The following is a 15,397-nucleotide window of genomic DNA, read 5'->3' as shown; positions in this document are numbered from 1 at the left end:
TTGACGCGTCGGTTCGACAGGTCGCAATGACAGGCTGATGACCGACACTTCCATCGCTTCCGGCGCCTTCCCGCCCGCCACCGCCGCCGACTGGCGCGCCCTGGTGGAAAAGACCCTGAAGGATGCTCCCTTCGAGAGCCTTCAGCGCACCACGCTTGAGGGTCTGCCCATCGCTCCGCTCTATGAGGCGGCAGCTGGCGGAGCCAGATTCATGCCGCGGCCGCACGACGCCGATCGGCCCTGGGACCTGCGCGCGGCCGTGGCGCATCCCGATCCGGCGCGGGCTCGCACCGACCTGTTGGCCGACCTTGAGGGCGGCGCGGCGTCGGGGCTGCTACGCATAGACCCGACAGGGGATCACGGCGTCGCCGTCGGTTCGGCCGCCGACTTGGCCCGCGTACTGGACGGCGTGCTGCTGGAACTGGCGCCAGTGGCGCTGGACGCCGGGTTCCTCGGACCGAAGGCGGCCGACTGGTTGGCTTCCGCCGCCAAGGGCTCGCCCACGGCGCTGCTGCTCTTCCACATGGATCCGCTCAACGCCTTCGCGCAGGCGGGCGAAAGCCCCGGACCGATCGAAAGCCACCTGGTCTCAGCGGCCACGGTCGGCGCGCGGCTGGCCGAATCCTACCCCAAGGCCGGCCTATTCCTGGCCTCCGGCCGCGCCGTCCACGAGGCCGGCGGCGGCGAGGCCGGCGAACTGGCCTTCATGCTGGCCTCGGCGCTCGCCTACGCCAAGGCGCTGGTGCGCGCCGGCGCAGGCATGGATCAGGCGTTCGTCGGCATCCATCTCGGCCTCTCCGCCGACGCCGACTACTTCGCCACGATCGCCAAGCTCCGCGCCGCCCGCGTGATCTGGGGCCAGCTGACCAAAGCCTGCGGCGTCTCCGCCCCCGCCCGCATCGAAGCCCGCTCTTCGCAGCGCATGCTCGCGGTGCAGGATCCCTGGACCAACATGCTGCGGCTGACCTCGGCCGGGTTCGGCGCGGCGGTCGGCGGCGCCGACGCCGTCGTGCTCGGCGCGTTCACCGACGCCATCGGCCTGCCGACGGCGTTCGCCCGCCGCCAGAGCCGCAACGCCCAGCTGGTGCTGATGGAAGAAGCCCACCTCGGCCGCGTGGCCGATCCGGCCGCCGGCTCCGGCTACGTCGAAGCGCTGACAGACGAGATGTCCCGCGCCGCCTGGGCCCAGTTCCAGGCGATCGAGGCCCAAGGCGGACTGATCGCCGCCCTGGCGTCGGGCCACGTCGCCGCTCAGGTCGCCGCCGTGCGCGAGGCCCGCGACGCCGCAGGCGCGCCGAAGATCGTCGGCGTCACCGCGTTCCCGCCGACCCAGGACGCGCCGGTCGAGGTCGAACGCCACCAGCCGGTCGCGGTCGAAGCCCCCTCGCCGAGGCTGCCCGGCCCCGACGGCCGCTGCCCGCCGCTCGCCCCCATCCGTATCGCCGCGCCGCATGAGGCCGCCAGATGAGCCAGTTCCCCGATTTCGCCGCCTTGCCCTTCGACGCCGAGGGCGCCGCAGCGGCGCTCGCCGTCGGCGACGCTTGGGAGACGCCGGAAGGCATCGCCGTGCGCCCGGCCTACGGGCCAGCCGACATCGCGGGTCTGACCACCGGCTATCCCGGCCTCGCGCCGTTCGTGCGCGGTCCCTATCCGACTATGTACCTGACCAACCCGTGGACGATCCGTCAGTATGCGGGCTTCTCCACGGCCGAGGACTCCAACGCCTTCTACCAGCGAAACCTGGCTGCCGGGCAGATGGGCCTGTCGGTCGCCTTCGACCTCGCCACCCACCGCGGCTACGACAGCGACCACCCACGGGTGAAGGGCGACGTCGGCATGGCGGGCGTCGCCATCGACTCGATCCTCGACATGCGGACGCTGTTCGACGGGATCCCGCTCGACAAGATGAGCGTCTCGATGACCATGAACGGCGCGGTGCTGCCGATCCTGGCGCTCTATATCGTGGCCGCCGAGGAACAGGGCGTGCCCCACGCGAAGCTATCGGGCACGATCCAGAACGACATCCTCAAGGAGTTCCTGGTTCGGAACACCTACATCTATCCGCCATCGCCCTCGATGCGGATCATTTCGGACATCTTTTCATATACTTCGCGCGAAATGCCGAAGTTCAACTCGATTTCGATCAGCGGCTATCACATCCAGGAAGCCGGCGCGACGCTGGACCTGGAGCTGGCTTACACCCTGGCCGACGGTATCGAATACGTTCGCGCCGGCGTCGCCGCCGGGATGACCGTCGACCAGTTTGCGCCGCGCCTGTCGTTCTTCTGGAACGCCGGCATGAACGCCTTCATGGAGATCGCCAAGCAGCGTGCTGGCCGCCTTCTGTGGGCCAAGCTGATGAAGGACGAGTTCGACCCCAAGGACTCTCGTTCGTTGTCCCTGCGCGCCCACACCCAGACCAGCGGCTGGAGCCTCGCGGCCCACGACGTCTACAACAACGTCCCCCGCACCCTGGTGGAGGCGATCGCCGCCACCGGCGGCCAGACCCAGAGCCTGCACACCAACTCGCTCGACGAAGCCCTGGCCCTGCCGACCGACTTCTCGGCCCGGATCGCCCGCAACACCCAGCTTTTCCTGCAACTTGAGAGCGGCCAGACCCGCGTCGTCGACCCCTGGGGCGGCTCCTACTACGTCGAGCGCCTGACCGCCGACCTCGCCGCCCGCGCCCTTGAGCACATCGCCGAGGTCGAAGCCCTGGGCGGAATGGCCAAGGCCATCGAGGACGGCCTGCCCAAGCGCCGCATCGAGGAAGCCAGCGCCCGCACCCAGGCCCGCATTGACGCGGGTCGCCAGAGCGTCGTCGGCGTCAACCGCTACAAGCCCGAAGTCGCCGACGAGATCCCTGTGCTCAAGGTCGACAACACCGCCGTGCGCGCGCGCCAGCTCGAAAAGCTGCAGCGGCTGCGCGCCGAACGCGATCCGCTCGCCGTCGAAGCCGCCCTCGACGCCCTTACCAGCGGCGCAGCGGGCAACGGCAACCTGCTCGAACTGTCGGTCAACGCGGCCCGCGCCAAGGCGACGGTCGGCGAGATCAGCCTGGCGCTCGAAAAGGTGTTCGGCCGCCACGCCGCCGAGGCGTCCGCCGTCACCGGCGTGTATCTGCGCGAGTCGGGCGTCACGCCGCAGGCTCAGCGCGCCAAGGCCATGACCGAAGCCTTCCGCCAGGCCGACGGCCGCAAGCCGCGGGTGATGATCGCCAAGATGGGCCAGGACGGCCACGACCGCGGCCAGAAGGTGATCGCCTCGGGCTTCGCCGACCTCGGCTTCGACGTCGACATCGGCAACCTGTTCCAGACCCCGGCCGAGGCCGCCGCACAGGCGGTCGCCGAAAACGTCCATGTGGTTGGGGCGAGCTCGTTGGCCGCCGGCCACCTGACCTTGGTGCCGGAACTGAAGGACGAACTGGCCAAGCTCGGGCGCCCAGACATCCTGGTCGTAGTCGGCGGGGTGATCCCGCCCGAGGACTTCCAGGCCTTGCGCGACGCCGGCGTGGCGGCGATCTTCACCCCAGGCACGGTGGTGCCGGAGGCGGCCATCGAGGTGCTCGACCGGCTCAACGAGCAGATGGGCTACGCCCAGCTCGAGAAGGTCTGAGCCGCCGACGCTGGAACGCCGCGCCCATCGGGAGCAGAATGGCGCTCATTGTCCACCCCCAGTTCGAGGGCTTCGAGGTCCTAGAGACCGTCGCCCCGGCAGCGATCTAGCCCGAACCGATCATCACCAGGTTGCCCTCGCTGTCACGCAGCAGGGCGTAGCGCTCCTTGGGCGACCAGGGTGCATCCATCGGGTCCTGATCGAACGTCACCCCGCGGCCGCTGAGCTCGCCGAACGCCGCGTCGACGTCCTCGACCACGAGGATCAGGCTCGGCTGTTCGCCAGGCGCCTCGTTCGCACGTCTCTCGAAGAGAATCCTGGTCGGCGAGCCCGGCACTTCGAATTCGATCCAGCGCCATCCGCTGCCGTAGCGCTGATCGGCCGCCAGCACCAACCCCAACACGTCGCGATAGAACGCGACCGCCCGATCCTGGTCGCTTACCGGCAGTCCCGCGAACTTCACGTGCTTGAACATCGCCGTGCCTCCGCCGTCCTAGATCGTGTCAGGCGTGATCCTCACCGCCTTCGCGCGCCGCCCTGGCTTGCCGTACCAGGTCGCCGGCAGGTCCGCGGGGCCGTGCCGCGCCTCGATGTCCTTTTGCAACGCCCGGGCCGCCATCAGGTGGCCTGGAAACAGGGTATCCACCGCCCAGCCGATCACTGGAGGCACCGAAGCAGCCGAGTCGAGCAGCAGGTATGCTGCCATCCGCGCCAACGTCGGCAGCGATGCCCCCGCCACCACGCCCTGATAAAGCAGCAACCCGCCCGCGCCCAGGCTGTAGGCCGTCCCGGCGACCGGCACCCAGGCCAGCACGCCGTCCAGGCCGATGCCGACCGGACCGATCCCGACCAACCGGTCTGAGAGGCGCTTTATGCGCTCGGCGGCCCGCCAGGCCCCGTGCGCGCGTTCCTTATCGTCAGCCATCACGTTCCCACGTCATCGCCAGAATATAGGAACTACAGCCTAGCCCCAAAGCTCCGGCGTGGGCGGAAAAATCAGCGAACCGTCAAAAGCCAGCCCCGGCTCTCGATCTTTTGCCAAGAGCAACGGCCCGTCGAGGTCGGCCACCTCGGCCCCCTGAGCGATGATCATCGCCGGCGCCATGGCGAGCGAAGTCGCCACCATGCAGCCTGCCATCAGGTCCAGCCCCAGCGCCCGCGCCTCGGCCACGACCGCCAGCGCCTCGGTGAGCCCGCCCGCCTTGTCCAGCTTGACGTTGATTGCGCCATAGCGTCGCGCGCAGGTCGCCAACTCGCGGCGTGTGTGCAGGCTTTCGTCGGCGCAGAGCATGACGGGGCTGGTCCACCCCTCAAGCGCCTCGTCGGCGTCGGCATGCAACGGCTGCTCGATCATCTTGACGTCCAACCGTGCGAACTCCGGCGCCAGCCGCACAAGGTCTTCGAAGGTCAGCCCCTCGTTGCCGTCGACGATCAGCCGGGTCTTCGGCGCGGCGGCGCGTACGGCGGCCACGCGGTCCAGGTCGTCCGGCCCGCCGATCTTCAGCTTCAGGAATGGCCGGCGCGCCATCGGCCGCGCGGCGTCGGCCATAGCCTCGGGCGTGTCGAGGCTGATTGTGTAGCAGGTCTTCACCGGGTCTAGGCGCGGTCGCCCCGCCGCCTGCCAGGCGGGTACGCCGCTCACCTTGGCCTCCAGGTCCCAGAGCGCACAGTCGAGAGCGTTGCGAGCCGCCCCAGGCGGGAGCGCGTGCTGCAGCGCCTGACGGGTCAACCCCGCCTCCAAGGCCGCCCGCACTGCCTCGATCCGCGCGATCTCACCCTCAACGGTCTCGCCGTAGCGAGCATATGGCGTCGCCTCGCCGCGCCCAGTTGCGCCGCCTTCGCTGACCTCGGCGACGATGACGTGCGCCTCGGTCTTGGCTCCCCGCGCGATCACGAAAGCGCTGGCCAGCGGCCAGCGCTCGTCCCGGACCGTCAGGCGCCGCCTCAAGCGAGGTCGCCGGCCGCCGCGTCGAAAAGCAGGTAGGTACGGCCTGGCTCAGAGCTCAGCAGGCTCTCGACGACGAAGCCCTCGGCGTCGCGCTCCGCCGCGTCCTCCAGCAGTTCGTTGTAGCGGGCGAGATAGGTCATCACCTGGCGTTTCAGCGGCTCGTCGGTGAACAGCTTACGGGTCAGTCGCCGCGTCGCGGCCGGCGCCAACTTTCGCACCACGGCCCGCGCGCCGTCGACGTCGCGGACCTGCATCGCCACGGCCAGTTCATGGATCCGGCTGCGCGGCAGCAGCGCCGTCGGGTCGATGCCCATGGCCGCGATTTCGCCCGCGAGGATCTCCTCCAGCGGCCGAGACGCCGCCTCGGCTTCCGTCTCCGCGCCGTCGTCGTGTTCCTCAAGCGAGGACAGCAGGTCCTTCCAGGTCCAGCCGTCGGCGGCGGGCTCTTCGTGACGGCCGCCGGCCTGCTCGAAGACGTGTGAGAACTCGGCGTCGGTCGCCGTCGGTGTCAGCCGCAGGCGCGGCCGGCCGCGCTCGCCAGCGTCATCGGCCGGCAGCGGATCGTTGAGCTCGAGCTCAGCGCTCTCGTCGGCCCGTTCCGCCGCCTGCTGGGGTTCGGGGACCGCGGCGGTTGGCGGAGCCTTGGTCAAACTGGCGCGCAGCGACACCCGTTCGGGACGCTCCCGTGCAGCCGGAGGCGCAGGCGGCGGCGCGCTGGCGGTCGCCACGGAGCCCATCAGCCGCACGGCCTCGCTCAGCATGTCGTAGTTGCGCCGGACGCGATCTTGGAACGCCTCATCAATGGCCTGGGTCTCGTCGGCGGTGCGCCGCGCGTGATCCATCAGCTCGTCGATGCTCTCGGCCACAGCCATGCGGACTTCTTCGGCCCGGTCGCGGGCCGCGGCCGGCAGCTTGGTCGCGCGCTCTTCGATGTCGGCGAGCATGCTGGCCAGCTCATCCAGCGTCGCGCGCGCAGCGCGGGCGCCTTCGTCGAGCTTGCTGATCGTGGCGGCGCCGGCCTGCTCGACCATCTTCGCCGACTGCTCGATCAATGCGCGCGCCTCGTCCAGCCGCGCCTCGAACACCTTGTTGGCCTGCTGGCCGGCGGTGAAGGCCGCTTCGGACAACTGGTCGACCTGATTGCGCGCCGTTTCGGCATGGCGCGCGGCGACCTGACGGGTGTCCTCGGCCGCCTGGGTCATAGCGGTGATGGCGGCGCGGGTCTGCTCTTCCAGGCGCGCCCGCTCGGCGGCGGCGGCCCGCGCCACGGCCTCGACCGAATGCAGAGTCGATTGTCCGAACTCGTCGCGTTCGGCCTTGGCCGTCTCAGCCAGTTCGCGGAACTGCGCGGTCGCCTCGGCCATCAGTTGGCGCAGGGCCTCGCCGCCCTTTACGGCCCGGTCGCCCATCTCGGCGGCTGACAGTCGCGCCTGGCCGATGAACTCGGCCAGCTGCGCGGTGTGGGTCTCGGACTGGGCCGCGAAGCTCTCCTGGTCGGCGCGCAGCGCATGGGCGGCGGTGACCAAGCCGGCGCGTTGTTCGGTCAAGCCCTTCTCGACCGCGCCGATCTGCTCGGTGACGCCGAGGCCAGCGGTCTCCAGACGGGCGATATGGCGGGTCAGGTCCTCGGCGGCGACGCGGGCGGCGTCGCTGGTCTCGCCGGCGGCCGCGGCCAGGTCGGCGGCGCGGGCCGCGAGCGAGGCCTCGGCTTCACGTAGCTGCGCCTCGGCCAGGTCAGACGCCTCGCCGACCATCTTGGCCTGGCGGGTGATGGCGTCGGCGACGGCGGCCGCCTGGGCGTCCAACGTCTGGGCCAAGCCGCCCAACTCGCTGCGCTCGCGGCCGAGAGTTTCGGACAGCCCCTGGGCGGTGCGTGCGGCGTTGGCGGCTGCGGCGGCGAGTTCCTCACTTTCGCCGGCCAGCGCCTGGCGCAGGACGATGATCGTGTCGCGGGCCTCCTGAGCGGCGGCCCCGGCGCGGGCGATCTCCTCGCGCATGGCGTGGACGAGGTCGACGGTCTGCGCGCCCGCGGCCATCGCCGGGGTCACCATCTCGTCGGCCAGCGCCTTCGTGCGGCGGGCCTCGACGCCCAGCAACTGCCCCTGGCGCACCATGTAGGCCAGCGCCCAGACCAGGGCCGCCGGACCAATGGCGAGCGCTGCGAACACCGCGACGGCGAACGGCTCGAAATCGAACGGAGCAACCGACCGGCGGTAGCCCCAGGCGAAGGCGATGGGCGCGCAGGCCCACAGCACCGACACCACCAGGGCGGCCATGTAGATGGTCCAGCCCGACGAGGGCGCGACTGTCGTGGTCCGCGTAACGGGGATGCGTGGGGCGATGTCCGACGACGATCGGCCGGCGGCCGTGGTCGTCTTGGCCTCGACGGCCAAGTCACCGGACGGCGGCGGAGCGAAGGAAAAGGCCTGGTCGGCCGCAGCGGCCTCGACCGTATCGACAGGCTCAGGCGTCGGCGCGCCTTCTCCATCAAGCGATTGCAGATCGACCGGTTGTTGCCGCTTCTTGATCTTCATGGCCCGTCGTAAGCGGCCTTCCACCCCTGCCGGCGAGCGCGCAAACACACGCGCGCCACGTCATTGCACCCAGGATTGAAGGATTACCGGCGAACGCCCGCGAGGCAAAGCACTGATCGGCGGCGCGGCCTGCGGCCCTTAGGTCCGCAACAGCTTGGCGCGAGTCTCGGGACAGATTTCGCGGACCATGGTCGGTCCCTTGCCGGACTTGGCGATCACCCGAGGCGCCGGGGTCGAGGCGACCTTGCGGCTGGTCGTGCGCGCGATCGTTCGCTCCGCCGGAACAGGTTTCTCGACCTGTTGGGCGTCCAGCGTCACGCCGAAATGCGAATAGGCGGCGGCCGATGACGACACCACCACGGCAGCCACGATCTCGGTAAAGGTCTGCATCGGAACTCTCCCGTCGTCCGACACGATTCCAGCGAGCGACGTTATACGATGGTCGCTGTCTTCGGGCGATGTGTCGCAACATGAAATTTCAGTCATGAAGCGTCGATCATTCGTCGACGAAAGCCGCTCCCTCGTGGCTGAGCAGCCAATGCTTGCGATCAAGCCCGCCGCCGTACCCGGTCAAGGTCCCGTCCGCGCCGATCACTCGATGACAGGGCACGACGATCGAAACGGGGTTTGAGCCGTTGGCCAAGCCCACGGCGCGGATCGCCTTCGGCCGCCCGATTCGCGCGGCCAATTCCATATAGGTCAAGGTTTCGCCTACCCGGATCGTGCACAGCGCGCTCCAGACCGAGCGCTGAAACTCCGTCCCGCCGGTGCGCCAAGCGATGGCGCCCAGGGCCGTCAGGTCCCCGGCGAAGTAGGCGTCCAGCGCCGTGCGCGTCGCGGCCGGCGCCGAGCCCTCGACGAGATCCGTCGGCGGGTTCTGCCGCCGCAGCAGGGTGGTCAGCCGCGCCTCGTGCGTGGCCCAGTCAAAGGCGCGCAGAAAGCCCTCGGCGTCGGTCACCAGCAGCCCCTCGCCGAGGGGCGTCGCCATACGGTCGAGGGTCAGGACTTCAGGCGGCCTTGGCATGCTTGCTCTCCGAGGGGTTCTTCGGGTCGGCCGCCCAGAGGTGCGAGGCCGCGTAGGCGCGCCAGGGCCGCCAGCGCTCGGCCCGCGCCAACAGCTCGACTGCGGTCGGCCGCACGCCGTCCGGGCTTTCCAGCGCCCGCATGAGGCCGATGTCGGCGCTGGGGAAGGCGTCTGGCTCGCGCAGCGCCCGCATGGCGATGTACTGCGCAGTCCACTCCCCAATCCCCGGCAGGGCTCGCAGCGCCGCGACCGCTTCGTCCAGGCTGCGGCGCATGCCGAACAGTTCCGGATCGGCCGCGGCCGCGGCCGCCAGCCCCACCAGCGCCCGGCCGCGGGCCCTGGGCATGGCCAGCGTCTCGACATCGGCGAGCGCCAGCGCCGCCGGCTCCGGGAAGAAGTGGGTCAGGTCGAGCGCATTGGCCGCCTCGTCCTCAAGCCGCGCGCCGTGCTCGCAGGTGATCTTGCCGGCCAGCACCCGGGCGGCCTGTACGGTGATCTGCTGACCCAGCACCGCGCGCACCGCCAGTTCGAAGCCGTCCCAGGCCCCCGGCGCACGCAGACCGGGCCTGGCCGCCACCAGCGGCGCCAGATCCGGATCCTCGGACAGGTGCGCCTCGATGACGGCGGGATCGGCGGCCAGGTCGAACACCCGGCGCACCCGCGCGATCACCGAAGGCCACGCCTCGACCTTCGGAAAGCGCAGGGTGACTTTCAGATAATCGCCGTCGCCGGGCTCGATCATCACCACCCCGCGCGCCTCGCCGACGCTCAGGGTCCGCGCATAGCGCCCGTCGCGGACGGCCTCGACGCCGGGAATGGCCCGAGCGGTCAGGAAGGCCTGCATCGCCTGCCAGTCGTAGGGGGCGCGATAAGGCAGCCGGATCGTCGCAGCCCCGCCCTCGCCGGCCGCCACCTCGGCGCCGCCGAGCCGGCGCAGCTTGGCCGGCGGGCGGTCGAACAGCTGCTGGAACGTCTCGTTGAAACGCCGCACGCTGCCAAAGCCGGCGGCCAACGCCACCTCGGCCATCGGCATCCGCGTCTCGTGCAGCAATTGCTTGGCCAACAACACCCGGCGCGTTTGGGCGACGGCGACCGGCGAGGCGCCGACATGCTGCTGGAACAACCGCCGCAGCTGACGTTCGCCGACCCCGAGCCGCTCTGCCAGGGTGTCGACGTCGCCGTTGTCGAGCGCGCCGGCCTCGATCAGGCTCAGCGCGCGCGAAACAGTATTGGAGGTGCCGCGCCAGGATCCGAGGTCCGGCGAGGTCTCCGGGCGGCAGCGCAGACAAGGCCGGAAGCCGGCCTCCTGCGCGGCCGCCGCCGAGCGATAGAAGCGCATGTTCTCGCGCTTGGGCGTGCGGGCCGGACAGATCGGCCGGCAGTAGATCCCGGTGCTGGTCACGCCGCTGAAGATGCGTCCGTCGAAGCGGGCGTCGCGCATCTGGAAGGCGCGGTAGCAGGCGTCGTCATCCATATCCATGGCGCGATGATCGGCCTATGAGCGGCGCATGTCTCGCGGTTTTCGGACATGACCGGCCCAGCTTTGGCGGTTTTCGGACGGCTCCATTTTCCTCGGAAGCCTGTCAGGAAATCTCTATCGTCATCGGGGCCTGTGTCCCGTAAGCCGTCGCTCAGGGCCAATCCGCGCGGCGCGTCAGCAGCGACGGGCGGACTTTTTCGTTGTTAGAATTCAGGGTGAGGCCCGAGGTTCACGTGCAAGGTACAGCCCTGATGCAGGCCAAGGCGCCGGCGATCGCTCCCGAAACGCTGACCCATCTTCAGCGCCTGGAAGCCGAGAGCATCCACATCATGCGCGAGGTGGCGGCCGAGGCCGAACGCCCGGTCATGCTCTATTCGATCGGCAAGGACTCCGCGGTGATGCTGCATCTGGCGGCCAAGGCGTTCTATCCGTCCAAGCCGCCCTTCCCGCTGCTGCACGTCGACACGACCTGGAAGTTCCAGGCGATGTACGAAATGCGCGAGCGGATGGCCAAGGAGCTCGGCTTCGAGCTCCTGGTCCACAAGAACCCCGAGGCGGTGGCGCGGAACATCAATCCGTTCGACCACGGCAGCGCGTTGCACACCGACATCTGGAAGACCGAGGGCCTGAAGCAGGCGCTCGACAAGTACGGCTTCGACGCGGCCTTCGGCGGCGCCCGCCGCGACGAAGAGAAGAGTCGCGCCAAGGAGCGCATCTTCTCGTTCCGCTCGGCCCAGCACCGCTGGGACCCGAAGAACCAGCGCCCCGAACTCTGGCGGCTGTACAACACCCGCAAGAACCCCGGCGAGAGCATCCGGGTGTTCCCGATCTCCAACTGGACTGAGTTGGACATCTGGCAATACATCCACCTTGAGAACATCCCGATCGTGCCGCTGTACTTCTCGCAGGTGCGGCCGGTGGTGGAGCGCGACGGCACGCTGATCATGGTCGACGACGACCGGATGCCGCTGCGGCCCGGAGAGGTTCCGATGCAGAAGTCGGTGCGGTTCCGCACCCTCGGCTGCTATCCGCTGACCGGAGCCGTGGAGTCCACGGCCGCCACGCTGCCTGAAATCATTCAGGAAATGCTGCTCACCACGACCTCGGAGCGCCAGGGCCGGATGATCGACCACGACCAGGCCGCCTCGATGGAGAAGAAGAAGCAAGAGGGCTACTTCTGATGGCCCACCAGTCCGCACTCATCGCCGAGGACATCGAGGCGTACCTGTCCGCGCACGAGCGCAAGAGTCTGCTGCGGTTCCTGACCTGCGGCTCGGTGGACGACGGCAAGTCGACCTTGATCGGCCGCCTGCTCTATGACTCGAAGATGATCTTCGAGGACCAGCTGGCCGCGCTCGAAGCAGACTCCAAGAAGGTCGGCACCCAGGGCGGCGACATCGACTTCGCTCTGCTGGTGGACGGCCTGGCCGCCGAGCGCGAGCAAGGCATCACCATTGACGTCGCCTATCGCTTCTTCTCGACCGACAAGCGCAAGTTCATCGTCGCCGACACGCCAGGCCACGAGCAGTACACGCGCAACATGGTCACCGGCGCCTCGACCGCCGACGCCGCCGTCATCCTGATCGACGCGCGCAAGGGCGTGCTGACCCAGACCCGCCGACACTCGTACCTGGTCTCGCTGCTGGGCATCCGGCACGTCGTCCTGGCCGTCAACAAGATGGATCTGGTGGGCTGGGATCGGCAGGTTTACGACGCGATCCTGCAGGAATATGCCGAGTTCGCGGCCCAGATCGGCATCAAGGACTACACCGCAATCCCCATGTCCGCCTTGAAAGGCGACAACATCACGAGCCGCAGCCAGGCCGCTCCGTGGTACGAGGGACCGGCCCTGATGCCGCTGCTGGAGACCCTGCCGGTCGAGGACGATCTGCGCGAGCAGCCGTTCCGGATGCCGGTGCAGTGGGTCAACCGCCCGAACCTGGATTTCCGCGGTTTTTCAGGGCTGATCTCGTCGGGAACGGTGCGTCCGGGCGACAAGATCAAGGCCCTGCCGTCGGGCCGCGAAAGCACTATCGACCGTATCGTCACGTTTCGCGGCGACCTTGCCGAAGCGGTGGCCGGACAATCGGTCACCCTGACCCTGAAGGACGAGATCGACATCTCGCGCGGGGACGTCATCTCCGAGGCCGGATCGCCGCCGCCGACCGCCGACCAGTTCGAGGCGACCATCGTCTGGATGGACGACGAGGCGATGCTGCCGGGCCGCCCTTACCTGCTCAAGGTCGGGACCCGCATGGTGTCGGCCCAGGTCACCGAGCCGAAGTACAAGGTCAATGTGAACACCCTCGAGCATCTGGCCGCCAAGCGGCTGGAGCTCAATGAGATCGGGGTCTGCAACCTCTCGCTCGACGCGCCGATCGCATTCGACGCCTACGCTGAGAACCACGACCTCGGCGGCTTCATCCTGATCGACCGGATCAGCAACCGGACCGTCGGGGCCGGCATGCTGCACTTCGCCCTGCGCCGCAGCCAGAACATCCACTGGCAGGCGCTGGACGTCGACAAGGCCTCGCGCGCCGCGCTCAAGGGCCAGCGCGGACGGGTGGTCTGGCTGACCGGGCTCTCGGGCTCCGGCAAGTCGACCATCGCCAACCTCGTCGAGAAGCGGCTGCACGCCGACGGACGCCACACCTACCTGCTCGACGGCGACAATGTGCGCCACGGGCTGAACAAGGACCTCGGCTTCACCGACGAGGACCGGGTCGAGAACATCCGCCGCGTGGCGGAGGTCGCCAAGCTGATGGTCGACGCCGGTCTGATCGTGCTGGTCTCGTTCATCTCGCCGTTCCGGGCCGAGCGCCGGCTCGCGCGCGAACTGCAGGCCGAGGGCGATTTCGTCGAGGTGTTCGTCGATACGCCGCTCGCGGTCGCCGAGCAGCGCGACGTGAAGGGCCTCTACAAGAAAGCCCGTGCGGGCGAGCTCAAGAACTTCACCGGCATCGACAGCCCGTACGAGGCGCCGGAGAACGCCGAGATCGTCATCGACACCACCGCGATGTCCGCCGCCGACGCCGCCGAGAAGATCGTGGCCTGGCTGGAAGGCGAGCTCGACTACTCGATCTGACGATCCCTGGCTCTGACCGCGCCGCGCGCTATGGTGGCGGTGAGAGTCGGGAGGATCGGCATGGCGGCGTCCAAGTCCTTGATCGGCCAGACGGTCGACGCCATCCGCGAGGCTGTGGCGCCGCCTGCCCGCCGGCTCAGCGACAGCGATCGCAGCGTCGCGGCGGCCGAGATCTACGAAGCCGGCCAACTGACGCCGGCCTACGCCTTCATGCTGTTCAGCGCCTGCGGCATCGCCGCGCTCGGGCTGCTGCAGTCGTCGGTGGCGGTGATCATTGGGGCGATGCTGATCTCGCCGCTGATGGGGCCGATCATGGCGATGGGCATGGCGCTGGCCCGGCTCGACACTCGCGCCTTCCGCTCGGCCGCCTCCACCCTGGCGATCGGCGCGGCGTTGTCGGTGGCCGCCTCCGTCCTGATCGTCTGGATCTCGCCGCTGAAGGACGCGACGCCCGAGATCCTGTCGCGCACGCGCCCCACCTTGCTGGACCTGATCGTCGCCCTGCTTTCGGGCTTCGTCGGCGCCTACCTAACCGTCAACCGGAAGGGCGGCGCGATCGCAGGGGTCGCCATCGCGACGGCCCTGATGCCGCCGCTCGCGGTGGTGGGCTACGGCCTGGCCACGGCCAACTGGCAGATCGCCAGCGGGGCCACGCTGTTGTTTCTGACCAACGTGGTCTCGATCCTCGGCGCCGTTTACGGCGTGGCGCGGCGCTACGGTTTCCGCCCCCAGGTCCGCGCCGGCCGGGCTTGGGAGACCTGGGCGCTGCTGGCCGTGATGACGGCGCTTTGCGTGCCGCTGGCGGTCTCGCTGCGCAGCATTGTCGTCGAGGCCCGTGAGACGGTGCGTGTGCGCAGCGTCCTGACAGAGGCGTTCGCGGGCGCCTCGCCGCACATCACCGAACTGGTGGTCGAGACCGAGCGCGGCGGCGCCAGCGACGTCCAGGCGGTGGTCGTCACCCGCAAGTACGTTCCAGGCGCACAGGAAGAGGTGGCCCGCCAACTCAAGGCAGGCGCGCGTGTAGAGATCGAGCAGATCGTCACCGCCACCGGCGTTCCGCCCGCGGCCAGCAGCGGCGGCGCCCTGGCCAACCGCGTGACGCCAACCAACGCATCGGGCGGTCCTGAGCAGAAGCTGCGCGCCATGCTGTCGGGCGTGGGACAGCTGGAGTCGTTCCGCCGGAATGGCGAAGCGCTGGAGGTCAGCCTCGTGCTGGACGGGGCGCCGCCCCTGGCCGATTACCGGGCCGCCGAGCAGGCCGCCCAGCGTTTCCTGCCGCAGACGCCGGTGCGGATCGTCCCGCCGCTGGCCGCGCTTCCGGTCGTGCCCTTCGCCTACGGGTCCAGCGCGCTGGACGCCGACGGCCGACGGACGGCCGAGACCATCGCCTGGGCGCTGAACCGGTGGGGTCTGACATCGGCCAAGGTCGAAGGCTTGGCGACGCCTGGCTCCCGCGGCCCTCGCGCCGCAGACCAGCGCGTCGCCCAGGCAAGGGGCGAAGCCGTGGCCGCGATCCTGCGAGAGCGCGGGATCGAGGCCAGAGTCGGCGCCAGCGTGCCGGCCGCCGTCGAGGGCGCCCCGACGCAGTACCTGGCCGCGCGGGTGACCGCCGCGCCCTAGGCGATATCGACATTCAGGATTCTCACGATGTGAGATGTCTGATTCATAGGGCTCGGTTCGATGGACGGAGCCCTATTGATGTCGGTGAAGC

Annotated in this window: 12 protein-coding genes; 5 read left to right on the top strand and 7 right to left on the bottom strand. The window is 69.4% G+C overall.

All coding sequences use genetic code 11. The features are described from left to right. Nucleotides 1-37 precede the first annotated feature (37 nt). Together GGQ61_RS19605 and scpA are read left to right on the top strand one after the other, a co-directional pair. Nucleotides 38-1,468: a methylmalonyl-CoA mutase family protein gene (locus GGQ61_RS19605; RefSeq protein WP_183776599.1), complete on the top strand. Its 1,431-nt coding sequence runs from the start codon at nt 38-40 to the stop codon at nt 1,466-1,468. After that, a complete protein-coding gene (scpA, locus tag GGQ61_RS19600; protein ID WP_183776597.1) occupies nt 1,465-3,615 on the top strand; it encodes a methylmalonyl-CoA mutase in 2,151 nt (716 codons plus the stop codon). The genes GGQ61_RS19605 and scpA overlap by 4 nt, the downstream gene beginning before the upstream one ends. A 106-nt stretch (nt 3,616-3,721) precedes the next feature. Here scpA and GGQ61_RS19595 read toward each other — a convergent pair whose 3' ends face one another. The 7 genes from GGQ61_RS19595 to GGQ61_RS19565 form a co-directional block, all read right to left on the bottom strand. After that, nucleotides 3,722-4,090: a VOC family protein gene (locus GGQ61_RS19595; protein ID WP_183776588.1), complete on the bottom strand. Its 369-nt coding sequence runs from the start codon at nt 4,088-4,090 to the stop codon at nt 3,722-3,724. An 18-nt stretch (nt 4,091-4,108) separates the two neighbouring features. After that, nucleotides 4,109-4,540 (bottom strand): DUF4112 domain-containing protein, encoded by a 432-nt coding sequence (locus GGQ61_RS19590; RefSeq protein ID WP_183776581.1) that lies wholly within the window; start codon nt 4,538-4,540, stop codon nt 4,109-4,111. Between the two features lie 39 nt (nt 4,541-4,579). Beyond that, complete coding sequence (dgcA, locus tag GGQ61_RS19585) at nt 4,580-5,563, bottom strand: N-acetyl-D-Glu racemase DgcA (RefSeq protein WP_183776579.1); 984 nt, start codon at nt 5,561-5,563, stop codon at nt 4,580-4,582. After that, nucleotides 5,560-8,097: a coiled-coil domain-containing protein gene (locus GGQ61_RS19580; RefSeq protein WP_183776577.1), complete on the bottom strand. Its 2,538-nt coding sequence runs from the start codon at nt 8,095-8,097 to the stop codon at nt 5,560-5,562. The genes dgcA and GGQ61_RS19580 overlap by 4 nt, the downstream gene beginning before the upstream one ends. Before the next feature lie 138 nt (nt 8,098-8,235). After that, nucleotides 8,236-8,487, bottom strand: a complete 252-nt coding sequence (locus GGQ61_RS19575; RefSeq protein WP_183776575.1) for a hypothetical protein — start codon at nt 8,485-8,487, stop codon at nt 8,236-8,238. A gap of 106 nt (nt 8,488-8,593) precedes the next feature. Beyond that, nucleotides 8,594-9,121, bottom strand: coding sequence for a methylated-DNA--[protein]-cysteine S-methyltransferase (locus tag GGQ61_RS19570; RefSeq protein ID WP_183776572.1), 528 nt, complete (start codon nt 9,119-9,121; stop codon nt 8,594-8,596). Continuing rightward, nucleotides 9,105-10,601, bottom strand: coding sequence for a DNA-3-methyladenine glycosylase 2 family protein (locus tag GGQ61_RS19565; protein WP_183776570.1), 1,497 nt, complete (start codon nt 10,599-10,601; stop codon nt 9,105-9,107). The genes GGQ61_RS19570 and GGQ61_RS19565 overlap by 17 nt, the downstream gene beginning before the upstream one ends. A gap of 251 nt (nt 10,602-10,852) precedes the next feature. Between GGQ61_RS19565 and cysD the strand changes: the two genes are divergently transcribed. From cysD to GGQ61_RS19550, 3 genes are read left to right on the top strand one after another with little or no spacing between them, the layout of a single operon-like run. Further along, entirely contained in the window at nt 10,853-11,782 is a 930-nt protein-coding gene (gene cysD, locus GGQ61_RS19560) for a sulfate adenylyltransferase subunit CysD (protein ID WP_183776734.1), read from the top strand. Then, nucleotides 11,782-13,686, top strand: coding sequence for a sulfate adenylyltransferase subunit CysN (gene cysN / locus GGQ61_RS19555; RefSeq protein ID WP_183776569.1), 1,905 nt, complete (start codon nt 11,782-11,784; stop codon nt 13,684-13,686). Before cysD ends, cysN begins: the two co-directional genes overlap by 1 nt. 60 nt (nt 13,687-13,746) lie before the next feature. Continuing rightward, nucleotides 13,747-15,306 carry a DUF389 domain-containing protein gene (locus tag GGQ61_RS19550; protein ID WP_183776568.1) on the top strand — a complete coding sequence of 520 codons (1,560 nt, stop codon included), beginning with the start codon at nt 13,747-13,749 and terminating at the stop codon, nt 15,304-15,306. Nucleotides 15,307-15,397: the final 91 nt, after the last annotated feature.

The sequence above is a fragment of the Phenylobacterium haematophilum genome, assembly GCF_014196295.1.
Lineage (GTDB): Bacteria > Pseudomonadota > Alphaproteobacteria > Caulobacterales > Caulobacteraceae > Phenylobacterium > Phenylobacterium haematophilum.
This window is presented reverse-complemented; position numbering and strand designations above follow the sequence as displayed.

Bases quoted from the DNA above. Each gene is read 5' to 3' on its own strand.
- GGQ61_RS19605 (WP_183776599.1), top strand. From the start codon at position 38: ATGACCGACACTTCCATCGCTTCCGGCGCCTTCCCGCCCGCCACCGCC.
- scpA (WP_183776597.1), top strand. From the start codon at position 1,465: ATGAGCCAGTTCCCCGATTTCGCCGCCTTGCCCTTCGACGCCGAGGGC.
- GGQ61_RS19595 (WP_183776588.1), bottom strand. From the start codon at position 4,090: ATGTTCAAGCACGTGAAGTTCGCGGGACTGCCGGTAAGCGACCAGGAT.
- GGQ61_RS19590 (WP_183776581.1), bottom strand. From the start codon at position 4,540: ATGGCTGACGATAAGGAACGCGCGCACGGGGCCTGGCGGGCCGCCGAG.
- GGQ61_RS19580 (WP_183776577.1), bottom strand. From the start codon at position 8,097: ATGAAGATCAAGAAGCGGCAACAACCGGTCGATCTGCAATCGCTTGAT.
- GGQ61_RS19575 (WP_183776575.1), bottom strand. From the start codon at position 8,487: ATGCAGACCTTTACCGAGATCGTGGCTGCCGTGGTGGTGTCGTCATCG.
- GGQ61_RS19570 (WP_183776572.1), bottom strand. From the start codon at position 9,121: ATGCCAAGGCCGCCTGAAGTCCTGACCCTCGACCGTATGGCGACGCCC.
- GGQ61_RS19565 (WP_183776570.1), bottom strand. From the start codon at position 10,601: ATGGATATGGATGACGACGCCTGCTACCGCGCCTTCCAGATGCGCGAC.
- cysD (WP_183776734.1), top strand. From the start codon at position 10,853: ATGCAGGCCAAGGCGCCGGCGATCGCTCCCGAAACGCTGACCCATCTT.
- cysN (WP_183776569.1), top strand. From the start codon at position 11,782: ATGGCCCACCAGTCCGCACTCATCGCCGAGGACATCGAGGCGTACCTG.
- GGQ61_RS19550 (WP_183776568.1), top strand. From the start codon at position 13,747: ATGGCGGCGTCCAAGTCCTTGATCGGCCAGACGGTCGACGCCATCCGC.